This window comes from Pedobacter arcticus A12 (assembly GCF_000302595.1).
Lineage (GTDB): Bacteria > Bacteroidota > Bacteroidia > Sphingobacteriales > Sphingobacteriaceae > Pseudopedobacter > Pseudopedobacter arcticus.
In genome coordinates this window covers 653715-676752 of the sequence record NZ_JH947125.1, presented here as the reverse complement: position 1 = coordinate 676752, position 23038 = coordinate 653715, and the positions used below count along the sequence as shown (strand labels likewise).

Below are 23038 nucleotides of genomic sequence, written 5' to 3'. Positions count from 1 at the left end.
ATAAACAAAAATCAAAAAAGCCTCCAACAAATGAATGTTGAAGGCTTTCTTAAATTAAAACTTGAATTATTCTGCTGATTTTCCTTCTTCTGAAGAATCAGTTTTCTCTTCTTTTGCTGGAGCTTTCTCTACTTTCGCTTCTGGAGCATCCTCAACTACAACTGCTTCTTCAGCTTTTGCTTCTGTTGCAGGAGCGTCTTTTTTAGCTTTAGCACCTCTTCTACGTGTTGTTTTTTTCTCAACTTTAGCTTCGTTGTTGTAAGTCTCGTTAAAATCTACCAATTCAATGAATGCCATTTCAGCATTATCACCTAAACGATTTCCTAATTTAACGATCCGGGTATAACCACCTGGGCGGTTAGCAACCTTTTCTGCTACTTCACGGAATAAGGTTGTAACAACCTCTTTGTTTTGCAAATAAGCGAAAACAGTACGACGAGAATGCGTAGTATCGTTTTTTGATTTTGTTATGATTGGCTCAACATACACTCTTAACGCTTTAGCTTTAGCTAAAGTAGTTGTAATACGCTTGTGCTCAATTAAAGATGAAGCCATGTTAGCCAACATTGCTTTTCTGTGAGCCGTTTTACGACCTAAGTGATTAAATTTCTTTCCGTGTCTCATTTTCTATTTATTTGCGCATACCGTCAGTTCAAGCCACCATTGGCGAACCGGGAATTATGCGTCATTTATACTTATTACATAGTCCTTCTCCCCATTAAGGAATTAAGGGACTATTCTTCGTCTAACTTGAACTTAGACAAGTTCATACCAAAAGATAAACCTTTTGATTTAACTAGTTCCTGAATCTCTGTTAATGATTTTTTACCAAAGTTTCTGAATTTCAACATATCAGCAACATCATAAGAAACCAATTCAGCTAACGATCTAATGTCTGCAGCTTTTAAGCAATTTAATGCTCTTACAGATAAATCCAAATCAACCAATTCAGTTTTCAAGATTTTACGCATATGTAAAACTTCTTCGTCAACTTCTTTAGTTTCTTCTTTAGCTTGAGATTCTAATACTAAATTCTCATCAGAGAATAACATAAAGTGCTGGATTAAAATCTTCGCAGCTTCTTTTAATGCTTCTTCTGGATGGATTGAACCGTCAGTAGTGATATCTAAAACCAATTTTTCGTAATCGGTCTTTTGCTCAACTCTAAAGTTCTCAATCGTGTATTTAACATTTTTGATTGGCGTGTAGATAGAATCTATTGCGATTACACCAACTGGTGCATCTGCATTTTTGTTCTCTTCAGCAGCAACATATCCTCTTCCTTTATTAATAGTCAATTCTATTTCTAAAGTAACAGAATCTTCCATGTTACAAATCACAAAATCAGGGTTTAAAACCTCGAAGTTATTAGAGAATTTGCTAATATCGCCAGCCTTAAAAGACTCTTGTCCGTTGATAATTACAAATATTTTTTCGGTATCACCAGAATCACCTACTTTCTTAAAACGTACTTGCTTTAAGTTTAAGATAATGTCTACAACATCCTCTGCTACACCTTTGATAGTAGAGAACTCGTGAGAAACACCTGAAAAACGAACAGAAGTAATTGCAAAACCTTCTAGTGAAGAAAGTAAAATTCTCCTAAGTGAATTACCTATTGTAACACCAAATCCAGGTTCCAACGGACGAAATTCAAACGTACCATCGAAATCCGTAGATTTCTGCATAATTACCTTATCGGGTCTCTGAAATGCTAAAATTGTCATTTATATTGCCTTATGTTAATCGTTTAATTTTTGGATAAATAAAAATTGCTAATTCTCGTTTGCACAAGAATCAGCAATCAATTTTCATCATTATTTAGAGTACAACTCGACGATTAAGTTTTCCTTAATGTTCTCAGGAATACTTTCACGTTCTGGGTATGATATAAATTTACCAGACAATGCTTTTGCATCCCACTCTAACCAACCGTATTTGTTAATTGTGCGACCAGCAACTGATGTAGTAATAGTTTCTAAAGCTTGAGATTTCTCTCTCACTGCAACAACATCACCTGCTTTCAAAGTGTAAGAAGGAATGTTAACTACTGAACCATTTACCGTAATGTGTCTGTGGGAAACCAATTGACGAGCAGCTGATCTTGTTGGCGCAATACCTAAACGGTAAACTGCGTTGTCTAATCTAGCTTCTAACAATTGTAATAAGTTTGTTCCTGTAATTCCTCCTTTTGCAGAAGCTTTTTTGAACAAATTAGAGAACTGCTTTTCTAACACACCATAAGTGTATTTTACTTTTTGTTTCTCCATCAACTGAACTGAATATTCAGACTGCTTTCCTCTTCTTTTAGAAGCGCCATGCTGTCCAGGAGGGTAATTTTTTCTATCTAATGCCTTATCAGGACCGAAAATTGGCTCTCTGAATTTACGGGCGATTTTGGACTTTGGTCCTGTATATCTTGCCATTTTGTGTGTCTTAAAGTATCACCCCAACTTAAACTGGGAGAATCTTATCTTTAAAATAAATAATTAAACTCTTCTTCTTTTTGGTGGACGACATCCGTTGTGTGGAAGTGGAGTAATGTCTTTAATAGTCGTTACTTCCAATCCTGAATTTTGTAAAGTACGGATAGCCGACTCGCGACCAGACCCTGGACCTTTAACAAAAACTTCAACTTTACGTAAACCCAAATCATGAGCTACTTTACCGCAATCAATCGCTGCCTGTGAAGCTGCGTACGGAGTGTTCTTTTTAGAACCTTTAAATCCTTGCTTTCCAGCTGATGACCAAGAAATTGTTTGCCCTTGGTTGTTGGTTAGCGTGATAATGATGTTATTAAATGTAGCGTTAATGTGAGCTTGCCCTATAGGCTCAACTACAACTAAACGCTTTTTAGTAACTTTTTTTGACTTAGCCATTTCTTACTATCAATTATTATTTAGTAGCCTTTTTCTTGTTCGCAACAGTTTTTCTCTTTCCTTTACGGGTACGAGAATTGTTTTTGGTTCGTTGTCCACGTAGTGGCAAACCTTTCCTGTGGCGTAGTCCTCTGTAACAACCAATATCCATTAAACGTTTGATGTTTAACTGAACCTCAGAGCGAAGTTGACCCTCTACTTTGACGCCTTCATTGATAATGTTACGGATCGCTGTTAATTCTTCATCGGTCCAATCTTGAACTTTTTTATCTACGCTAATACCAGCTTGCTCTAAAATAGATTGCGCTGTGCTTCTTCCTATACCGAAGATGTAAGTAAGGCCGATCTCTCCTCTTTTGTTTTTTGGTAAATCAATACCTGCTATCCTTGCCATTTAATTTTGTTGATAGTTTAATAATTAACCTTGACGCTGTTTGAACTTAGGGTTCTTTTTATTGATTACATAAAGCTTTCCGTTTCTACGGACAATCTTGCAATCAACGCTGCGCTTTTTAATGGATGCTCTAACTTTCATTTTATTTATACCTATAAGTTATTCTACCTTTTGTAAGATCATACGGAGACATCTCCAATTTCACACGGTCACCTGGTAAAATTTTGATGTAGTGCATCCTCATTTTACCCGAGATATGTGCGATAATCTCATGACCATTCTCTAGTTCAACACGAAACATTGCATTAGATAATGCTTCTTTAATTATCCCGTCTTGCTCTATAGAGGATTGTTTAGCCATATTTCTTTGATTTTTACTGCTTTAGCACCGCCCAAAGCGGGACGCAAAATTAAGTAAAAATATTTAAATTCCTATTTTTTATTTAAAACTTCTTCGATGAAGCTAAAAGTCGACAAAATGTCTGCTTTTCCCTTCTTAATTGCAACAGTATGTTCGAAATGTGCAGATGGCTTTTTATCTACTGTAGACACCGTCCATCCATCATCCCAAAACTTTACTCCGGCTCTTCCTGCATTAATCATCGGCTCGATCGCAATCACCATTCCTTCAGTTAACTTTGTTCCTGATCCACGTCGTCCGTAATTTGGAACTTCTGGTTTCTCATGTAACATTTTCCCTACACCATGACCTACCAATTCTTTCACTACGCCGTAACCATGCTTCTCTGCATGTACTTGGCAAGCATAGCCTATATCACCAATCCTATTGCCAACAACAGCTTGTTCAATCGCCAAATCCAAACACTCTTGGGTAACTTTTAAAAGTTGCTTTGTTTCCTCCGCAACTTCGCCTATCATAAATGTATAAGCCGAATCCCCAAAATATTTATCTTTGATCACTCCACAATCTACCGAAACAATATCTCCACTTCTCAATTCATAATCACTAGGAAAACCATGTACTACTTGGTCATTCAATGAAATGCACAATGTATAAGGAAATCCGTTGTAATTTAAGAAAGCTGGAATAGCACCATTATCTCTAATAAACTCTTCAGCAACTTTATTTAAATGTTTGGTCGTTACACCTTCTCCAATAACCTTCACTACCTCAGCATGAGTCTTAGCCACAAGCTGTGAACTAATCCTTATCAATTCAATTTCTTCTGCTGATTTAAGAATTATCTTAGACATTATTTGCTTTAGATTACCGCTTCTGAAGTTCCCATTGCTGCTGCCGTACCTGTACGTCCGCTAATTCTACCGGTCTTCATTAACCCATCATAATGACGCATTAATAAATGACTTTCAACTTGTTGCAATGTATCTAAAACAACCGCAACCAAAATCAACAATGATGTACCGCCAAAGAAGTGTGCAAACTGTGAGTTTACACCTGCAATGATTGCAAACGCTGGCAATATGGCGATGATTGCTAAGAATATAGAACCAGGAAATGTAATCCTAGAAATAATAGCATCAATAAAATCTGCTGTTGCTTTACCTGGCTTAATACCTGGAACAAATCCTCCATTCTTCTTCATATCATCCGCCATCTGATTTGGGTTGATGGTAATTGCTGTATAAAAGAAGGTGAAAAGGATAATCAAGATAGCAAACGTAAAGTTATATGCAAACGAAGTATAATCACTAAGCGATGCTAAAAACGAAGACTGAGCCGCTGGAAAAAACTGTGCTATAGTTGAAGGTATAAACATAATTGCTTGCGCAAAAATGATTGGCATAACCCCTGCAGCGTTAAGCTTTAAAGGGATATACTGTCTAACTCCACCGTATTGTTTGTTTCCAACAATTTTCTTTGCGTACTGAACAGGCACCTTTCGAGTTCCCTGTATTACTAATACCGTAAATACTACTACTGCAAATAAAGCTACGAACTCAATAAAGAAAGCTATTAAACCACCTTGACCGTTTTGTCTGCTCATAAATTCAGCACCAATACCATAAGGAAGTTGTGCGATGATACCCACCATGATCAATATAGAAATACCGTTACCGATACCTTTATCAGTGATTTTCTCTCCCATCCACATTACAAACATGGTTCCGGCAGTTAAAATAATCATTGACGATATCGTGAACAATGGTTCTGATATTAACCTAGCATCTGGAGCAATCTGCGACTTAACGTAGCCAATTGCTTGTAACGCGGTAATACCGATAGTTAAGTATCGTGTAATCTGAGTGATTTTTTTACGACCACTCTCTCCTTCTTTCTGCATTTTTTGGAAATAAGGAACAGCGATACCTAAAAGTTGCACAACAATAGATGCCGAAATATAAGGCATTACTCCTAACGCAAAAATTGAAGCTCTTGAGAAAGAACCACCGGCAAACATGTTCAACAAACCTAAAAGTCCGTCTTTAGCCTGCTGGTTATCTAAAGATGCAGGATCTACTCCTGGCAAAACGATAAACGAACCAATTCTATATACCAAAAGAATTAAGAGCGTGTATAATATACGCACTCTTAACTCTTCAATTTTCCAAATATTGGATAATGTTGTGAACAGCTTCTTCATTAACTAAGGTTATATTTTTTCTACTGTACCACCTAAAGCCTCAATAGCTTTCTGTGCTGTAACAGTAAATGCGTGTGCTTTAACGTCTAACTTAACTTTGATTTCACCTCTTCCCATGATTTTAACTAAATCATTTTTAGAAATTAAACCATGTTCTTTCAACGTATCAAAAGAAATCGTTTTCAAATCAAATTTTTCTGCTAAACCTTGTAAAACATCAAGGTTAACACCAACGTACTCAATTCTGTTTGGATTTTTAAATCCTACCTTAGGTACGCGACGTTGCAATGGCATTTGACCACCTTCGAAACCCACTTTAGATTTATAACCAGAACGAGATCCGGCTCCTTTGTGACCACGTGTAGATGTTCCACCACGTCCAGAACCAGTACCTCTACCAATTCTTTTTCTATTTTTTGTTGAACCTTCTGCAGGTTTTAAATTACTTAAATTCATGGTAATTATACTTTTTCTATGGCTACCAAATGATTTACTGCTCTAACCATTCCAATAATTGCCGGGTTAGCTTCTACTACTACGCTACTGCTGATTTTTCTCAAACCTAAAGCTTGCATAGTTCTTTTTTGGCGTTCGCTTCTATCAATAACGCTCTTAATCTGGGTGATTTTTATCTTAGCCATCTTCTTAACCGTTAAAAACTTTACTTAATGAAACACCTCTTTGTTGAGCTACCGTTGCCGCATCTCTTAACTGAGACAATGCAGAAATAGTTGCCTTAACCACGTTGTGAGGATTTGAGGAGCCTTTAGATTTTGCAAGTACGTTATGTACGCCTGCAGACTCTAACACCGCTCTCATCGCACCACCAGCAATAACTCCAGTACCATTTGCAGCGGGTTTTAAGAAAACAAAACCTCCTGAAAATTTACCGATCTGCTCATGTGGGATAGTGTCGTTAATAATTGGCACTTTTACTAAATTCTTCTTAGCATCATCAATTCCCTTAGCAATTGCCTCGGTAACTTCTTTTGCTTTACCCAAACCGTAACCTACAACACCGTTTTCATCTCCTACCACAACGATAGCAGAGAAACTGAATGTACGTCCACCTTTGGTAACTTTAGCAACACGTTGGATGCTAACCAAACGATCTTTTAATTCAATCTCGTTTGCTTTTACTCTTTTTATATTTATAGTTGACATTTCTCTACCTCAATTAAAAGATTAAACCACCCTCACGAGCACCTTCAGCCAAAGACTTAACTCTGCCATGGTACAAGTAACCATTTCTATCAAAAACAACTTCTTTAATTCCAGCTGCGATAGCTTTTTCGGCAACTTTTTTACCAACCTCTTTAGACTGGTCAATTTTGTTTCCGTTTGCACTGAAATCTTTTTCTGAAGACGAAGCAGCAACTAATGTTTTGCCATCATTGTCATCAATTATTTGAGCGTATATCCCTTTGTTACTTCTGAATACAGATAAACGTGGACGCTCTGGAGAACCAGTAATTCTTTTTCTGATACCCTTTTTTATTCTTTCCCTACGGGATAGCTTAATTTTTCCTGCCATGACAATTATTTTTTAGATGCTGACTTACCTGCTTTTCTTCTCAACTGCTCACCAACAAACTTGATACCTTTACCTTTGTAAGGTTCTGGAGCTCTTAATGAACGAATCTTAGCTGCAACTTGACCTAGCAATTGCTTATCTATAGATTCTAAAATGATTGTTGGATTCTTTCCTTTTTCTGAAGTTGTAGCAACTTTAATTTCTGGAGGAAGTGCAAAAACAATATGGTGAGAATAACCTAACACTAAATCTAAGGTATTACCTTGATTTGATGCTCTGTAACCAACACCTACTAATTCTTGCTGTAATTTATATCCTTCTGTTACACCAACAACCATGTTGTTAAGTAACGCTCTGTACAAACCATGTAATGCTTTGTGACGCTTTTGCTCAGTTGGACGTTTAACTACAATATTACCATCTTCTTGATCGATAATAATATCTGAATCTACTTGTTGCGTTAATTCTCCTTTAGGGCCTTTAACTGTTACTAAATTTTCTTTAGAAACGGTTACTGTTACACCATTAGGGATTGAAATTGGGGATTTACCTACTCTTGACATATCTTTCTCCTCCTAATTAGTAAACGTAACATAAAACCTCGCCGCCGATATTCAATTGTTTCGCTTCTTTATCGGTCATTACACCTTTAGAAGTTGACATGATGGCGATTCCTAAACCATTTAATACTCTAGGCATATTGCCCATACCTGCATATTTTCTCAAACCAGGTCTACTTGCTCTCGCAATACTGCGAATAGCCGGAATTTTAGTTATTGGATGATACTTTAAAGCTACTTTAATAGTGCCTTGAACATCATTATCCTCGAACTTATAATTCGTGATGTAACCCTTATCAAAAAGTACTTTTGTAATTTCCTTTTTGAGGTTTGATGCAGGAATTTCAACAACCCTATGGTTGGCCTTGATGGCATTCCTTACTCTTGTAAGATAATCTGCTATTGGATCTGTATACATTTTATTGTTATATAAAAAAGAATTTTTCGGACCGCAAAGGTACAAAAAATTCTTTATGATTCTTTTTAATTACCAGCTGGCTTTTCTAATCCCTGGGATTTTGCCTGCTAATGCCATCTCACGGAAAGTTACACGTGATATACCAAACTGGCGCATGTAACCTCTTGGACGACCAGTTAATTTACATCTGTTGTGTAAACGTACTGGAGAAGAGTTTTTTGGTAGTTTATCTAAACCTTCGAAATCGCCAGCAGCTTTTAGTGCTTGTCTTTTCTCAGCATATTTTTCCACCATTCTCTGGCGTTTAACTTCGCGAGCTTTTATTCCTTCTTTAGCCATTGTGAACTATGTTATGATTTTTAAATGGTAAACCGAATTGCTTTAACAATTCTAACGCTTCTAAATCTGTACCTGCACTGGTAACAAAAGTAATATCCATACCTTGGATCTTATTGATTTTATCAATGTTGATTTCAGGAAAGATAATTTGTTCTGATATACCTAACGTGTAGTTACCATGTCCGTCAAAACCTTTATCATTGATTCCTTTGAAATCACGGATACGAGGAAGAGCTACAGAAATTAAGCGGTCTAAGAATTCATACATCTGGCTATCACGTAAAGTTACACGTACACCTACCGGCATACCTTTACGTAATTTAAAATTAGAAATATCCTTTTTTGACTTCGCTACAATTGCCTGCTGACCAGTAATGGTAGTTAATTCTAAAATTGCAGATTCTACAATCTTTTTGTCAGTTACACCAGCACCAACACCTTGGTTGATTGCTATTTTCTGTAACTTAGGTACTTGCATAACGCTTTTGTATTGGAATTTTTCCTTCAAAGCGCTAACAATCTCCTCTTTGTATTTGTTTTTTAATCTTGGTGCGTAAGCCATTACTTAATTTCCTCCCCAGATTTTTTAGCTATTCTAATTAATTTGCCATCCTCGTTCTTTTTTCTACCAATACGTGTAGCTTCGCCTGTTTTAGGATCAACCAACATTACGTTAGAAATATGAAGTGGGGCTTCCATTTTAATAATACCACCGTTAGGGTTAGCTGCGTTTGGTTTTGTGTGTTTAGAAACCATATTGGTTCCTTCAACCAAAACACGGCTAGTTTTAGTAATTACTTCTAATACTTTACCTTGCTGCCCTTTTGAGTCTCCTGCTATTATCTTAACTAAATCACCTTTACGGATGTTTAGTTTAACATTCTTTTTCTTTTCCATATTACAAAACTTCCGGTGCTAATGATACAATTTTCATGAATTGTTTCTCACGCAACTCTCTTGCAACAGGGCCGAAAATACGGGTTCCTCTTGGCTCGTCTTGAGCGTTTAACAAAACAGCTGCATTGTCGTCGAAACGGATATAAGAACCGTCTTTTCTTCTGATCTCTTTTTTAGTTCTTACAACTACGGCCTTTGATATTGTTCCTTTTTTTATGTTTCCAGATGGAATTGCACTTTTTACAGTTACAACCACCTTGTCTCCTATTGAAGCATATCTTTTACCGGTACCACCTAACACTCTAATTACTAAAACTTGTTTAGCACCAGAATTGTCGGCTACGGTTAATCGTGATTCCTGTTGTACCATGTTATTTAGCCCTTTCTAAAATTTCAACTAATCTCCAGTTCTTATTCTTACTCAGCGGACGTGTCTCCATGATCAGAACGGTATCACCGATACCGCAATCATTTTTCTCGTCATGAGCCATAAATGTGGTAGTCGTTTTTACGAACTTACCATAAATTGGGTGTTTCACTTTCCGCTCTACCGCTACAACTATGGACTTATCCATTTTGTTGCTCATCACCAACCCAGTTCTTGTTTTTCTTAATTTTCTTTCCATTTCGACTTTAAAAATTATGAATTACTTTCAGAAACTGCCTTAGCCGCCTTGCGCTGAGTTAATTCGGTATTGAAACGAGCGATATCTTTTCTCGCCTTGTTAATTCTTGTAGGATTTTCTATAGCAGAAACTGCGTGAGCAAACTTTAACTTGGTTAAACCTGCTTTCTCCTCTTGAATCCTGGTAACGATTTCTTCGTTTGACAGGTCTTTGATTTCTGAGTATTTCATTTTTGTTGTTAGTTAATAGTTAAAGTTGTCTTTGTTAGGTAACGGCCAACAAAAAAAACTAAAAACTGATGTTATGCTTCTACGTAATCTCTACGTACTACAAATTTTGTTTGAACTGGTAATTTCTGTGCTGCTAAACGCATTGCTTCTTTAGCAACTTCGAAAGGCACACCTTCTGCTTCGAAAAGGATTCTTCCTGGTCTTACAACGGCAACCCAGTATTCTGGAGCTCCCTTACCCTTACCCATACGTACCTCTGCAGGTTTTTTGGTAACTGGCTTGTCTGGGAAGATACGAATCCATACTTGCCCTTCACGTTTCATAAAACGTGTTACGGCAATACGGGCAGCTTCTATCTGACGACTGGTGATCCAGGCTTCTTCTAATGATTTTATTCCGAATGAACCGAAAGACAACTCAGCACCACGAGAGGCTAAGCCTTTCATTCTGCCTTTTTGCATCTTTCTGAACTTCGTTCTTTTTGGCTGTAACATTACTTTGTCTTTAAATCGTTATAACGATAGTTTTTTAATAATTATCTCTTTCCTCTTCCGGCACCACCTGCACCTGGTCCACCACCTCTGTTGTTTCCACCACGGTTGTTAGGTTTTCTATCGCCACCGCCGCGGTTATCGCGTGATCCGAATCCACCTTCTGGTTTACCACCTTTGCCAGTGTTAGCACCTATGTTAGGAGAAAGATCTCTCTTACCATAAACTTCGCCTTTACAAATCCAAACCTTAATACCTATTTTACCATAAGTAGTTAAAGCTTCGCCTAAAGCATAGTCTATATCAGCTCTCAAAGTATGCAATGGAGTTCTTCCATCTTTATATTGTTCGCTACGAGCCATCTCTGCTCCACCTAATCTTCCTGAACACATGATTTTAATCCCTTCAGCACCCATTCTCATGGTTGCAGCAATTGAAGTTTTCATTGCTCTACGGAAAGAAATTCTAGCTTCTAATTGTTTTGCAACACCGTCTGCAACTAACTGTGCATCAAGTTCTGGTCTTTTGATTTCAAAAATGTTGATCTGTACATCCTTCTTAGTCAATTTCTTTAACTCTTCTTTGATCTTATCAACCTCTGAACCACCTTTACCGATTACAATTCCCGGACGGGCTGTGTGTATAGTTACCGTGATGCGCTTTAAAGTTCTTTCGATAACAACCTTTGAAACACCACCTTTTGCTATACGAGCAGATAGGTATTTACGAATTTTTTCGTCCTCTACTAATTTATCAGCGTATTTGTTACCGCCATACCAGTTAGAATCCCATCCTCTGATGATACCTAACCTTAGTCCTATTGGATTAGCTTTTTGTCCCATTTCTGCTTAATTAGTTTGAGGTTCAACATTCTTACTATCTACAACCAAAGTTACATGGTTAGAACGCTTGCGAATTCTGTATCCACGACCCTGAGGTGCTGGTCTTAAACGCTTTAATTGACGACCACCATCAACCATAATTGTTTTCACAAAAAGTTGTGCGTCTTCAGGGCGTTGACCCTCATTTTTTGATTCCCAATTTTTGATGGCAGATAATAATAGTTTCTCAACTCTTATTGCTGCTTCTTTATTGGTGTATTTTAATATGTAAAGTGCCTTTTCAACACCTTCGCCTCTGATCAAGTCAACTACCAGTCTCATTTTACGAGGTGAAGTGGGGCAATTATTTAATTTTGCTACTGCTTCCATTGCTTATTATCTTTTCTTATCAGCGTGTCCTCTAAATGTTCTGGTTGGAGCAAATTCTCCGAGTTTGTGACCAACCATGTTTTCAGTTACATAAACAGGAATAAACTTATTACCGTTGTGTACTGCGAAAGTGTGACCTACGAAATCCGGAGAAATCATTGATCTTCTTGACCATGTTTTAATTACGGTCTTTTTACCTGCATCATTCATTGTAGAGACTTTTTTCTCTACGTTATGATCTATATAAGGTCCTTTTTTAATCGAACGAGCCATTATTTCTTCCTCCTAGATATGATTAAACGATTTGAGTTCTTCTTCTTATCGCGAGTTTTGAAACCTTTAGATAATAAGCCATTTCTTGAGCGTGGGTGACCACCTGATGATCTACCTTCACCACCACCCATTGGGTGATCGACTGGGTTCATCGCAACACCTCTTACTCTTGGACGACGACCTAACCAGCGCTTTCTACCAGCTTTACCCAAAACCTCATTTGCATGAGATGAATTAGATACAGCACCGATAGTTGCTACACAGGTCACCAAAATCATACGTGTTTCACCAGAAGGCATCTTAATAGTTGCATATTTACCATCTCTTGCCGCTAATTGTGCGTAAGATCCAGCGCTTCTTGCAATTTGACCGCCTCTTCCTGGGTTTAATTCTATATTGTGAATAATAGAACCCAAAGGAATTTTAGCTAATGGAATAGTGTTACCCAATTCAGGTGCTACATCGTTACCAGCAATTACTTTTGCTCCAACTTGTAAACCTTCTGGACAGATAATATATCTTTTCTCACCATCGGCGTAATTTAACAGTGCAATATGGGCGGTACGGTTTGGATCGTACTCTACTGTTGCTACTGTTGCAGGGATATCTTTTTTATCGCGTTTAAAATCTATCAATCGGTACAATTGCTTGTGTCCCCCACCGAGATAACGCATAGTCATTTTACCAGTATTGTTACGACCACCTGATTTGCTTTGTTTAAAAACAAGCGACTTTTCTGGAGTACGAGTTGTGATTTCAGAGAAATCATTTCCTACTCTAAAACGAGTTCCAGGGGTTACTGGTTTAAATTTTCTTAAGCCCATAATTCAATTAAATATTGCTATAAAAGTCAATAATTTCACCTTCTTTTAAAGTAATCACTGCTTTTTTGATTTTAGCAGCCCTACCTGATACCATGCCAGCCTTAGTTGAGCGGGTTTTTAATTTCCCTACAACAACCATTGTATTTACTGACTCTACATTTACACCATACATGGCTTCAATGGCAGATGCAATCTGCAACTTGTTAGCTCTGTGATCGCACTGAAAAGTATAACGGTTCAGTTTTTCGGTCAACATAGTAGCTTTTTCTGTTAATACAGGTTTTTTTAAAATATCCATATTACTTGGCAAATGCCTCCTCCAATGTTTTTACCGAACCGGTAGTGAATACTAATTTTACTGCGTTCAATACATCATATGTATTTAACTGATCAGCAGTGATAACTTTTACCTTTTGTATGTTTCTGCTTGCTAAGTAAACATTTTCATTTCCTTCTGCAAGAACCAATAAGGTTTTTTCTTCTGAGAAATTTAATGCGCTTAATAAGCTTACAAAATTCTTAGTCTGTGGGGTATCGAAGTTGAAATCTTCTAATACAATAACACTGTTATCTTTAGCTTTATAAGCTAAGGCTGATTTACGAGCAACTTCTTTAAGTTTTTTGTTCAACTTAAAGCTATAGTCACGGGGCTGCGGGCCGAAAACTCTACCACCACCATTAAATAATGGAGATTTAATACTTCCTGCTCTTGCACCACCAGTTCCTTTTTGTTTGTACAATTTACGTGTAGAACCTGCAATCTCGTTACGTTGCTTTGACTTGTGAGTTCCTTGACGCTGATTTGCTAGGTACTGCTTTACATCTAAATAAATAGCGTGATCGTTTGGCTCAAAACCGAAGATTTCCTCAGAAAGTTGCACCTTGGCACCTGTTTCTTTACCTGAGACGTTTAATACTTTAACTTCCATCTTACTTCTCGATTAATACGTACGAACCTTTAGCTCCTGGAATTGACCCACTCACTACTAATAAATTTTGCTCTGCAAATACTTTAACAACTTGAAGATTCTGAACTTTCACTCTGTCGCCACCCATTCTGCCGGCCATCCTCATTCCCTTGAATACTCTCGCTGGGTATGATGCTGCACCTAATGAACCTGGAGCTCTTAAACGGTTATGCTGACCGTGAGTTTGCATACCCACACCGCTAAATCCGTGGCGTTTCACAACACCCTGAAATCCTTTACCTTTAGAAGTACCCACTACATCAACGTAGTCTCCTTCTAAAAAAAGATTAACATCTACAACTTCACCTAAAGTTTTTTCTTCTGTAAAGTACTTGAATTCCACAACTTTACGTTTTGGAGTAGTTCCAGCCTTTGCAAAATGACCTTTTAGGGGAGCAGAAGTGTTCTTCTCTTTTTTCTCATCGTAAGCTAACTGCACCGCAGCGTAGCCATCATTCTCGATGGTTCTCACTTGTGTTACTACACAAGGGCCAGCTTCAATCACAGTACATGGTATGTTTTTACCGTCTGCGTCGAAAATGCTGGTCATTCCTACTTTTTTTCCAATAATTCCTGACATTTCTTAATTTAATTAACACCCATCGAAGCAGTAGGGCTTCGTTCAAGGTGGACATAATATCCCCAAAAGGGACGGCAAAGATAGGAAAGTCTTATTAATAATCAAACAGTTAGAAAGAAAAATAAAAATATTTTATTCACAGCCAATTACTTAAGGGAAATTAATGGCTCTGGAAAGATTACGAATGTTGTTTGATTGATTGGATTGATTTCCAGCAGATCCTTTAATATCTAATATGTTGATGGGTTTTAGGGTATCATCCCCGCCATTTTTGTAAGAGCCTGTGTGTGCCGTTTTCCTTTTCGTCAAAACTGTATGTTGCAGTTTGGTGAGTTCAAATATGCCACCTGATATTTTTCAAAGTCTTGTTCTGAGATCCCTATTTTTAAAATTCTTTTTTTGAAATACGCAGTGTCAAATGTAAACTGGTCTTTGTCCAGAACTAATTGTCGTAAAAGTTTAAATGTATTGTCTATGCCAAACATTTTTTCAAAGCCAATTATGAAGAGTGGGTAGTAATTGTATGATGCGTTAGTCAAATCCTTTTCAGATTTTTCAATTTCATCAAAAGTGGGAAAGATACTTTTCTTGTTCTTTTCTGTAAAAATGTACTTGGTTAATTGTTCTTGATAAATAGTTTCAGAGAGTAAATTCTCCACTGCTTTAAGTGCTAAATACTCTGCTAAGGTTTCATGGTAAAATCTCCAAAGATTCCTTGTGCCAATGGCATTTAATTGCTGCATAAAATATTTATGTGCCATTTCGTGGGCAATTATCCGAAAAGTGTTTGGATCACTAATAGCTTTTGATTTTAAATCAATTTTAGTGTTTAATTCATTCACGTCCATCACAATGGTTGGCGTGACGGTAAATGCCCATTTCACATATTGATTTTTAGGCCCAATTGAAAAAATTTGAGGGAAGACTACATTAGCGTCGTAAGCAATACCTATGTTCTTTGAATAATATCGGCTGATCTGTTCTGTTGTTTTTGCTAAAACATCGATGTATTGTTTCTCAAGATTTGTATTCAATAGGTACAAATTATCATGATGCTGAATATTGTAATTGCCCGCATAAATTAAAAAATCAAGTGGTGAAGTGTTTACAAGGTGTAAAACTTTACCTGTCTGGGGTGCTGAACCGTTTAGGTAAACAGTTTCTTTTCTGCTACAATTTACTACTATATCATATGTATAACTCGTTATGTGTTTTTTTGTAATCCTATCTACTAATTCCGGTATAAAAACTGATTGTACGGTGGCTCTTAAAATATTATTTTTTATTGCGATCACTCCCATGTCATCGCTGGTTACACTATCTGTTGTATAAGTTGGGAAAGCTCCTGTATAAAAGATGCTTACCCCTTCTATTGATTTCAATGCCACGGAATCGCCCTCCCTTAAATACAAGTCATATTCTTTTAATCCTGAATTGTCTTTAGTTATAGTAGAGAGCACAGTGTCATCTTTTTTAAAATATTTAAGGTTAAATCCGCTATTTAATAAGACTGTATAAGAGTCTTTCATTGATGTATTTGTGAATTTAAATTCACAAGTCACCAGCCCTTTCGGAATGTCTAAGTATATTGTTCCCTTGAGATGAGGTGCTTGTCCGAAGGACAAAAGTGAAATAAATATGCAACAGATTGAAAACAATATTCTCATTCGTAAGGTTTTTAAAGTGGCATACAGCTCTCAGACATGGATAAGATTTTTTTCAACGAATGGAAGGTATTGAGGCTTTATGCTCCTCCTCGATACCATATCAATTTTTTGTTTGAACAAATCTTCAAACTCATGAGCTAGTCTAATATAATTATAGCCATCAATTTCTCCGTTGAAGTCCACCAAAATATCAATATCGCTTTGTTCGTTAAAGTCTCCTCGAGCAAACGAACCAAATATACCTAGTTCAGAAACGGAATATTTTTGAATTAATTTAGACTTGTTTTCTTTTAAAATTTCAAGAATCTGATTTTTGCTGTACATAATAGCCTCCTCTCAAACAAATATAATAAATTAAACAGCCAAAGTTTTGCTGGTAATTTAAAAAGCCATAATGACGAGGAGTGCTCAGCCTATAAGCGCATTCAACAGACTAGGAAAAACCCCAAACAACACCGTTAAAAATGTAAGAAGAATTGCCAATGCTACTAAAACACTACTATTTCTTGCGATAGGTAAATCCCCAACAGATTTTTTAAGGAAGAAATTCAACGGAATTTTAAGGTAGTAGAATAAAGATACTACGGTTGTTAAGACGGCGATTACTAAAAGGAATGTTATATATATACTAGCGCTGTTAAAACTGATTAAGCTTGAAAACACCAGGAACTTTGCAATAAAACCTGCTGTTGGTGGTATCCCTGTTAAGGAAACCATCAAGATCACTAAGCAAACTCCCATAGCTGGAATGTTTTTACCCAAACCCTTGAAGCCAGATATATTAACAACTGCATAATTATTTTCAATATAGCTCAATGACATAAATACGCCTATGTTAGCAATACTATATATCGCTAAGTAAAACAATACCGCATTTAAAATCAGCGCTTGTGGCATCACAAAAAGCATCAGTACAAATCCGGTATGCCCGATTGCAGAATAGGCCATCATCCGTTTGGCATCGTCCTGAAAAACGGCAGCTATGTTACCAAGAATCATAGAAGTGGCCGCTGCGAAAAGAATAAATTGATTTATCGTATCGCCGATTTGGAAGTAGGGCAACAAATAATAAAGAAATCCGAAAACGGCAATCTTTGGTGCAGCTGATAAAAAGGATACCACTGAAGTTGGCGCCACCTGATAGGCGTCTGGTGTCCAAAAATGAAAAGGAACTGCTGACAGCTTAAAACTTATCCCAGCTAAAACCAAAATGATTGCCAAAGCAGATGCGCCGATACCAATCTGCGATAAGCCGATTATCAATGCATCTCCGTATAAATTGATGGTTCCTGTAAAACCGTAAATTAAGCTGATACCATAAAGCATAATTGCTGATGCAACTGCGCCGAACAAAACATATTTCATTCCGGCTTCTGCTTCCTTTTTTTGGTAGGCATTATAACTCACCATTAAATAGGAAGCCAGGGAAATCATCTCAATAGAAAGAAAAAGCATTAACAAATTTGCCGAAGATACCAGCAAGAACATTCCCAAAATACTCGCCAAGAATATGGAGATTAAATCATTGATTCCTTTTGGATGTTTTGTTAATCGGTGATCCTGATAAAAGAACACCAACGAGAACAATGAAACTGCAACAATCAACAATTTAAACTGAATGGCTGATTTTGAGAAAACGAACATACCGTTGAACAGTAATTCTGAATTTTGGAAATTGATTAAATCATGAACCAAAAACGCACCACTGGTTAGTAAAGTCAGCATGGCTAGCCCAGCGACAAACATTTTACTCTTCTCTACAAACAGATCCGTAAGGATAATAACCAAAAAACCGACAATAATTATCCATTCGCTACCTAAATAAGCTAGCGAGTTTATGATATCTGTTGTGGTTTGTTGAATGTTTGGTAAATCTTGCATAATTATTTAAACATCAACAAAAACTGATTTACAGAACTGCTCATTACGTTAAAAGCGATAGAAGGCATTATTCCTAAAACTAAAGCCATCGCAGCAAGCGGAACCAACACCATAATTTCTCTCGCATTCACATCGGTTAAAGCCAATTTCCATTCTTCTTTCTTTACCCTAAACTTCCCGAAAAACATCCGTTGTAACGTCCACAGTAAATAACCTGCGCCTAATAAGATCCCCAATGTACCAAACATAGCCATCCAGCGTGGAAGCAAACCGTTTAAAGTTTGGGAAGAAAAAGCACCGATTAATGTAAACGCTTCTGCAATGAAAGCCGAAAACCCGGGTAAACCTAAAGATGCGAAAAACGCAATCATTACAAAACCAGTGAATACGGGCATTTTGTTGGCCAATCCTCTAAAATTATAAATATCACGATCATGAACACGGGTATAAATTACGCCCACAATAAAAAACAACATCACCGAAAGGAATCCGTGAGAGATCATCTGCATCATAGCGCCATTTAATCCTTCGGAAGTTAGGGAAGCAATCCCCAACAATACAAAACCCATGTGCGAAACAGAAGAATATGCCACCAAGCGTTTTAAATCTCGTTGTGCCAAGGCGGCCATTGCGCCGTAAATAATAGAGATTACACCCAACAATCCCATCCAAAAAGAAAGCGACATGGCTGCTTCCGGAAAAATCCCATAAGCAATCCGGATGATTCCGTAACCCCCAACTTTCAATAATATCCCCGCAAGAATCAAAGAAATTGGTGTTGGTGCTTCTACGTGGGCATCGGGCAGCCAAGTATGAAACGGAAAAACAGGGACTTTAATCGCAAAAGCGATAAACACGACGATAAAGCCAACTGTTCTGGCTGGGAAGCCGAATATCTCCGCATTCGAGAGTGAATTGAAGATAGAACCATCGATGTAATTAGCGGGATTCATGGCGTAAACCATATTAAAAGTATGATTCCCTGTAACTGGATCTATTACCGAAAGGTATAATCCGGCTATCACCAAAAGCATAAACACCGAACCAAATAAGGTGTAAAGGAAGAATTTGATAGATGCGTATTCCCGTCTCACGCCTCCCCACATCCCGATTAAGAAATAAAGTGGCAAAAGCATCAGCTCATAAAAAATATAGAAAAGGAATAAATCAAGCGCACAGAACACACCAACAATTGCAGTATTCAGCAATAAAAACAAAGCGAAATAACCTTTTAGATTAGTTTTGATTTCCCAAGATGAAAGCGTTGCGACTAACATCACCAAAGCAGAAAGCCAGATTAAACCAATGGAAAAGCCATCAACGCCTAACAGATAATCGATTTGTAAAACACCAAATTGCCCAACATCTAATCGTATCCAATTTAAGTTCTCCAGCCATTGGTATTGCGAAAGCTGGTTGACTCCTGCAAAAGCATCTCCGGTTTTAAAATGGTAATACATATAACTGGCAATGGCCAATTGCACCAAAGAAACTGCAAGTGAAATGTATTTGAACCAAGCGTTCAAACTTTTCGGCATCGCTAGAATCAGGATTCCAAAAACTAAAGGCAAAAATATAAGGACTGATAATAAACCCATCAGATAATAACTTTATAAATTATGAAACTTAAAAATATAAACAACATCCATATAAAATAGTGTTGCAGCTTTCCGTTCTGTACCGATTTGAACCAGACACTCCAACTACTTACGATATTTGCTAAACCATTTACAAACGCGTCAACAATATGCGTATCCACCCAATCAACAATTTCTGCCAGCACCAAAATGGCTTTCGCCGATAGATGAACGATACCGTCGATAATATGTTTATCAAACCAAAAAGTGATTTTTGCTTTCCACAAAATTAAACCGACCAATTTTTTATCGTACAACACATTGAAATACCATTGATGATACGAAAATTGATAATACCAGCTTTTATGATTGGTAAAAACAATTTTATTTTTTGCGTAGATGAAATATGCCGACGCGATTAAGACTAAACTTAACGCATTGATATAAATAGGTACAAAAAGATGCAACAAGCCTCCGGCATGAGGTTCTAAATTAAAAGCATGGTGCAGCCACGAACCTTCTAAACTAAAAGGATTTAAGGCAAAGAAAAAACCAAAACAGAACACTGCTAAAATGATTGTCGGGATCTTCATCCAAAGATTGGGATCGTGAAGGTGAAGTTCTTTTTCCTTTTTATTTATCAGAGCGGGAAGTTTGAAGTCGCCAAAAAACGTTTTAAAAATTACCCTAAAAATGTAAAAAGTAGTTAGCCACGATGTTATGGAAATAACGACAGGGAATAACCAATAAACTCCACCACGTTCGCTTGCCCATTCAAAAACACTGATTAAAATAGCGTCTTTTGATAAATAACCTGAGGTAAACGGTAAGCCTGATAATGATAAGGCCGCAATAATAAAAACTACCGTAGTAATCGGCATAAACCTGGCCAAACCGCCCATATTACGCATATCTTGCTCGTCGAACTTTGTTTTTGTATCGTCTTTTACATGATGCAATTGGTGGATCACCATACCGGCAGCTAAAAACAACAGACATTTAAAAAAAGCATGTGTTGATAAATGAAAAATTGCAGCTGCATTATCTTTAACGCCCACCGCCAAAACCATAAATCCTAATTGAGAAATGGTTGAAAAAGCCAAGACCTTTTTGATATCATTTTGCGTTAACGCGATAGTCGCCGCCATAAATGCAGTAAGTAAACCGATGGAAGCCATTGTTGTTAAAACAACGTCGTTAAATAAAGGCGACACTCTTAACAGTAAAAAAACGCCGGCTGCAACCATCGTTGCCGCATGGATTAAAGAAGAAACTGCGGTTGGTCCCTGCATGGCGTCGGGTAACCAAGAATGTAATGGGAATTGCGCTGATTTTGCACAAGCGCCCAGTAAAAAACAGAAACCGGCAATAGTTAGCCAATAATCTGGGATGGATGCGAACGGACTAACCCAATTTCCGTTATGGATAAACGAAGAATGAATAATTCCTTTTGCACCGAAAATCGTTTCAATATCTAAAGTATGGAACTGCGAAAGTAAAATCATTAATCCGATAAGGAAACCAACGTCTCCTACCCTGTTCATGATAAATGCTTTTTTATTGGCCTGAACCGCTTTCTTTTTTGTGAACCAAAAGCCAATTAGTAAGTAAGACGCAAAACCTACCAACTCCCAAAAAGCGTAAAGGATAAACAAATTATCGGCTATCACCACGCAGAGCATGGCAAAACAGAATAAACTGAGGTAAGCGAAGTAGCGATACCTTAATGCTTCTTTACGGATATACTCTACCGAATAAATATGAACCAAAAGCGCAACGAAGGAAACCAAGAGCAACATGATTACGCTTAAATCATTGAGTAGAATACCAATGTTGACACTTACGTTACCTAGCTTTATCCACGAAAAAGAGAAATGGAATGTCTGCTTTTGCCAAATACTAAAAAATAGAATAGCAGAGAAAACTAGAGAAACTGTAATGCTAACTATCCCAAATGCTCCGGCCAGTTTTTTAAAAATCAATGAAAATACGAATGCTAAAAACGGTGCTGTGATAGCCGTTAAAGCAAAACATAAAATCTGATAATTTGTAAAAACACTGTCCATTAGCCTCTTAAACTCTTAGTTTGATTTGGATCGATTGTTTGCGTCCTCTTGTAAAGATTCATGATAATCACCAAAGCAACCGCAACCGATGCTGCCGCCAATATGATAATGAACAGCCCAAATATTTGTCCGGTGTTGTCGATTTTATCGTATTTACCAAAAGCAACCATGTTTAAAATGGAAGCGTTGATCATCAGTTCAATTCCCATTAAAATTTGAATGGCATTTTTACGAGTAATCACTGCGAACAAGCCCAAAGAAAATAAAACTGCACCGATTAGCAAGAAGTGTTGAAGCGGGATCATAAAGCTTTCGGCTCCTTTCTTGCAATTTGGGTTGCACCAATCAAAGCCATCATCAATAAAATTGAAATCATTTCTAAAGGCAACAAATATCTGCTCATTAAGTTTACACCTATATTTCTAATGGTATCGTCTGTTACAGATTTTACGTTTCCGCTGGCTTGTGCCGATGTAATCCAGTTCAGATTTTGAAAGTCGATATTAAAAAAAGTATAAGTCAACAAACCAAAAAAAGCGAGTGAAATTAAAACGGCTGGTAATCGGTTTGCAGAAAGCAAACCTGAAGGAATTTCTGAAATTGTATCTAAGGCATCTTTGCTCGATAATAAAAATGCAAATAACAATAAGACCAATACGCCGCCCACATAAATTACGATCTGCGTTAAAGCCACAAAATCTGCTAGAGCAAAAACGTATAATCCAGCAACGGCAAAAAGCGTTACAAAAAACATAAAAACAGAGCGTATCAGCTGTTGACTAAGTACAACGTAAGCTGCGCTACCGATTGCGATTGCTGTTAAAATGTAAAATATGATTTGTTCAACCACGTCTTTTTCTTTTCTAAACTTTAGGCGTTTCCGCACAGTCTTTCCTGCCCTCATGCCGGGCATTGGCATTTACTTTTTTTCCGAAAAAAAGTAAACAAAAAACTCTCGCCTGCGCCATTTGCTATGAATGGCAGTGCTTTTACTTCTTCACCTTTACCGCAAAGGCCAAGGGCGAATAGAAGGTGAACGTTCGGTAGTGCTTATGCCTA

Annotated in this window: 36 protein-coding genes; all 36 read right to left on the bottom strand. The window is 37.3% G+C overall.

Annotated features, from left to right (window positions below; translation table 11 throughout):
* Window positions 1-66: 66 nt before the first annotated feature.
* Window positions 67-624, bottom strand: coding sequence for a 50S ribosomal protein L17 (rplQ, locus tag B176_RS0104235; RefSeq protein WP_017257535.1), 558 nt, complete (start codon window positions 622-624; stop codon window positions 67-69).
* A 110-nt stretch (window positions 625-734) separates the two neighbouring features.
* On the bottom strand, window positions 735-1727 hold the full coding sequence (locus B176_RS0104230; protein WP_017257534.1) for a DNA-directed RNA polymerase subunit alpha: 993 nt from the start codon (window positions 1725-1727) through the stop codon (window positions 735-737).
* A gap of 90 nt (window positions 1728-1817) precedes the next feature.
* Window positions 1818-2426, bottom strand: coding sequence for a 30S ribosomal protein S4 (gene rpsD / locus B176_RS0104225; RefSeq protein ID WP_017257533.1), 609 nt, complete (start codon window positions 2424-2426; stop codon window positions 1818-1820).
* Between the two features lie 63 nt (window positions 2427-2489).
* The gene (gene rpsK / locus B176_RS0104220; RefSeq protein ID WP_017257532.1) at window positions 2490-2879 is read right to left on the bottom strand and encodes a 30S ribosomal protein S11; all 390 of its coding nucleotides are present in this window, start codon (window positions 2877-2879) and stop codon (window positions 2490-2492) included.
* A gap of 16 nt (window positions 2880-2895) precedes the next feature.
* Window positions 2896-3273 (bottom strand): 30S ribosomal protein S13, encoded by a 378-nt coding sequence (gene rpsM / locus B176_RS0104215; RefSeq protein WP_017257531.1) that lies wholly within the window; start codon window positions 3271-3273, stop codon window positions 2896-2898.
* 24 nt (window positions 3274-3297) lie between these two features.
* Window positions 3298-3414, bottom strand: a complete 117-nt coding sequence (gene rpmJ, locus B176_RS20560; RefSeq protein WP_083852679.1) for a 50S ribosomal protein L36 — start codon at window positions 3412-3414, stop codon at window positions 3298-3300.
* A 1-nt stretch (window position 3415) separates the two neighbouring features.
* Window positions 3416-3634: a translation initiation factor IF-1 gene (gene infA / locus B176_RS0104210; protein WP_017257530.1), complete on the bottom strand. Its 219-nt coding sequence runs from the start codon at window positions 3632-3634 to the stop codon at window positions 3416-3418.
* A 71-nt stretch (window positions 3635-3705) separates the two neighbouring features.
* On the bottom strand, window positions 3706-4488 hold the full coding sequence (map, locus tag B176_RS0104205) for a type I methionyl aminopeptidase (protein WP_017257529.1): 783 nt from the start codon (window positions 4486-4488) through the stop codon (window positions 3706-3708).
* 8 nt (window positions 4489-4496) lie between these two features.
* Window positions 4497-5837 (bottom strand): preprotein translocase subunit SecY, encoded by a 1341-nt coding sequence (secY, locus tag B176_RS0104200; protein WP_017257528.1) that lies wholly within the window; start codon window positions 5835-5837, stop codon window positions 4497-4499.
* Between the two features lie 9 nt (window positions 5838-5846).
* On the bottom strand, window positions 5847-6293 hold the full coding sequence (gene rplO, locus B176_RS0104195) for a 50S ribosomal protein L15 (RefSeq protein WP_017257527.1): 447 nt from the start codon (window positions 6291-6293) through the stop codon (window positions 5847-5849).
* Between the two features lie 5 nt (window positions 6294-6298).
* Window positions 6299-6478 (bottom strand): 50S ribosomal protein L30, encoded by a 180-nt coding sequence (gene rpmD / locus B176_RS0104190; protein WP_017257526.1) that lies wholly within the window; start codon window positions 6476-6478, stop codon window positions 6299-6301.
* A gap of 4 nt (window positions 6479-6482) precedes the next feature.
* Window positions 6483-7001 carry a 30S ribosomal protein S5 gene (rpsE, locus tag B176_RS0104185; protein WP_017257525.1) on the bottom strand — a complete coding sequence of 173 codons (519 nt, stop codon included), beginning with the start codon at window positions 6999-7001 and terminating at the stop codon, window positions 6483-6485.
* A gap of 13 nt (window positions 7002-7014) precedes the next feature.
* The gene (gene rplR / locus B176_RS0104180) at window positions 7015-7371 is read right to left on the bottom strand and encodes a 50S ribosomal protein L18 (protein ID WP_017257524.1); all 357 of its coding nucleotides are present in this window, start codon (window positions 7369-7371) and stop codon (window positions 7015-7017) included.
* Between the two features lie 5 nt (window positions 7372-7376).
* The gene (gene rplF, locus B176_RS0104175) at window positions 7377-7934 is read right to left on the bottom strand and encodes a 50S ribosomal protein L6 (protein WP_017257523.1); all 558 of its coding nucleotides are present in this window, start codon (window positions 7932-7934) and stop codon (window positions 7377-7379) included.
* A gap of 16 nt (window positions 7935-7950) precedes the next feature.
* Entirely contained in the window at window positions 7951-8349 is a 399-nt protein-coding gene (rpsH, locus tag B176_RS0104170) for a 30S ribosomal protein S8 (protein WP_017257522.1), read from the bottom strand.
* Between the two features lie 69 nt (window positions 8350-8418).
* Window positions 8419-8688: a 30S ribosomal protein S14 gene (gene rpsN / locus B176_RS0104165; RefSeq protein ID WP_017257521.1), complete on the bottom strand. Its 270-nt coding sequence runs from the start codon at window positions 8686-8688 to the stop codon at window positions 8419-8421.
* Entirely contained in the window at window positions 8681-9250 is a 570-nt protein-coding gene (gene rplE, locus B176_RS0104160) for a 50S ribosomal protein L5 (protein ID WP_017257520.1), read from the bottom strand. Before rplE ends, rpsN begins: the two co-directional genes overlap by 8 nt.
* On the bottom strand, window positions 9250-9585 hold the full coding sequence (rplX, locus tag B176_RS0104155) for a 50S ribosomal protein L24 (RefSeq protein WP_017257519.1): 336 nt from the start codon (window positions 9583-9585) through the stop codon (window positions 9250-9252). Before rplX ends, rplE begins: the two co-directional genes overlap by 1 nt.
* A gap of 1 nt (window position 9586) precedes the next feature.
* Window positions 9587-9955: a 50S ribosomal protein L14 gene (gene rplN / locus B176_RS0104150; RefSeq protein WP_017257518.1), complete on the bottom strand. Its 369-nt coding sequence runs from the start codon at window positions 9953-9955 to the stop codon at window positions 9587-9589.
* Window position 9956: 1 nt separating this feature from the next.
* Window positions 9957-10211: a 30S ribosomal protein S17 gene (rpsQ, locus tag B176_RS0104145; RefSeq protein WP_017257517.1), complete on the bottom strand. Its 255-nt coding sequence runs from the start codon at window positions 10209-10211 to the stop codon at window positions 9957-9959.
* 14 nt (window positions 10212-10225) lie between these two features.
* Window positions 10226-10441, bottom strand: a complete 216-nt coding sequence (rpmC, locus tag B176_RS0104140) for a 50S ribosomal protein L29 (RefSeq protein ID WP_017257516.1) — start codon at window positions 10439-10441, stop codon at window positions 10226-10228.
* Between the two features lie 71 nt (window positions 10442-10512).
* The gene (gene rplP, locus B176_RS0104135; protein ID WP_017257515.1) at window positions 10513-10935 is read right to left on the bottom strand and encodes a 50S ribosomal protein L16; all 423 of its coding nucleotides are present in this window, start codon (window positions 10933-10935) and stop codon (window positions 10513-10515) included.
* A gap of 41 nt (window positions 10936-10976) precedes the next feature.
* Entirely contained in the window at window positions 10977-11774 is a 798-nt protein-coding gene (gene rpsC / locus B176_RS0104130; protein WP_017257514.1) for a 30S ribosomal protein S3, read from the bottom strand.
* Between the two features lie 6 nt (window positions 11775-11780).
* Entirely contained in the window at window positions 11781-12143 is a 363-nt protein-coding gene (gene rplV, locus B176_RS0104125; protein ID WP_017257513.1) for a 50S ribosomal protein L22, read from the bottom strand.
* A gap of 6 nt (window positions 12144-12149) precedes the next feature.
* Window positions 12150-12416, bottom strand: a complete 267-nt coding sequence (gene rpsS, locus B176_RS0104120; RefSeq protein ID WP_017257512.1) for a 30S ribosomal protein S19 — start codon at window positions 12414-12416, stop codon at window positions 12150-12152.
* On the bottom strand, window positions 12416-13240 hold the full coding sequence (gene rplB, locus B176_RS0104115; protein WP_017257511.1) for a 50S ribosomal protein L2: 825 nt from the start codon (window positions 13238-13240) through the stop codon (window positions 12416-12418). The genes rpsS and rplB overlap by 1 nt, the downstream gene beginning before the upstream one ends.
* A 7-nt stretch (window positions 13241-13247) precedes the next feature.
* A complete protein-coding gene (gene rplW, locus B176_RS0104110; RefSeq protein WP_017257510.1) occupies window positions 13248-13538 on the bottom strand; it encodes a 50S ribosomal protein L23 in 291 nt (96 codons plus the stop codon).
* Between the two features lies 1 nt (window position 13539).
* Window positions 13540-14169, bottom strand: a complete 630-nt coding sequence (rplD, locus tag B176_RS0104105) for a 50S ribosomal protein L4 (protein ID WP_017257509.1) — start codon at window positions 14167-14169, stop codon at window positions 13540-13542.
* A 1-nt stretch (window position 14170) separates the two neighbouring features.
* The gene (rplC, locus tag B176_RS0104100) at window positions 14171-14788 is read right to left on the bottom strand and encodes a 50S ribosomal protein L3 (RefSeq protein WP_017257508.1); all 618 of its coding nucleotides are present in this window, start codon (window positions 14786-14788) and stop codon (window positions 14171-14173) included.
* Window positions 14789-15093: 305 nt separating this feature from the next.
* The gene (locus B176_RS0104090; RefSeq protein ID WP_017257506.1) at window positions 15094-16317 is read right to left on the bottom strand and encodes a hypothetical protein; all 1224 of its coding nucleotides are present in this window, start codon (window positions 16315-16317) and stop codon (window positions 15094-15096) included.
* A 168-nt stretch (window positions 16318-16485) separates the two neighbouring features.
* Window positions 16486-16779: a nucleotidyltransferase family protein gene (locus B176_RS0104085; protein WP_017257505.1), complete on the bottom strand. Its 294-nt coding sequence runs from the start codon at window positions 16777-16779 to the stop codon at window positions 16486-16488.
* Window positions 16780-16863: 84 nt separating this feature from the next.
* Window positions 16864-18336: an NADH-quinone oxidoreductase subunit N gene (locus B176_RS0104080; protein ID WP_017257504.1), complete on the bottom strand. Its 1473-nt coding sequence runs from the start codon at window positions 18334-18336 to the stop codon at window positions 16864-16866.
* 2 nt (window positions 18337-18338) lie between these two features.
* Complete coding sequence (locus B176_RS0104075; RefSeq protein ID WP_017257503.1) at window positions 18339-19934, bottom strand: complex I subunit 4 family protein; 1596 nt, start codon at window positions 19932-19934, stop codon at window positions 18339-18341.
* Window positions 19934-21979, bottom strand: coding sequence for an NADH-quinone oxidoreductase subunit L (gene nuoL / locus B176_RS0104070; protein ID WP_017257502.1), 2046 nt, complete (start codon window positions 21977-21979; stop codon window positions 19934-19936). Before nuoL ends, B176_RS0104075 begins: the two co-directional genes overlap by 1 nt.
* Window positions 21979-22284, bottom strand: a complete 306-nt coding sequence (gene nuoK / locus B176_RS0104065; protein WP_017257501.1) for an NADH-quinone oxidoreductase subunit NuoK — start codon at window positions 22282-22284, stop codon at window positions 21979-21981. Before nuoK ends, nuoL begins: the two co-directional genes overlap by 1 nt.
* Window positions 22281-22883, bottom strand: a complete 603-nt coding sequence (locus B176_RS0104060) for an NADH-quinone oxidoreductase subunit J family protein (RefSeq protein ID WP_051130003.1) — start codon at window positions 22881-22883, stop codon at window positions 22281-22283. The genes nuoK and B176_RS0104060 overlap by 4 nt, the downstream gene beginning before the upstream one ends.
* Window positions 22884-23038: the final 155 nt, after the last annotated feature.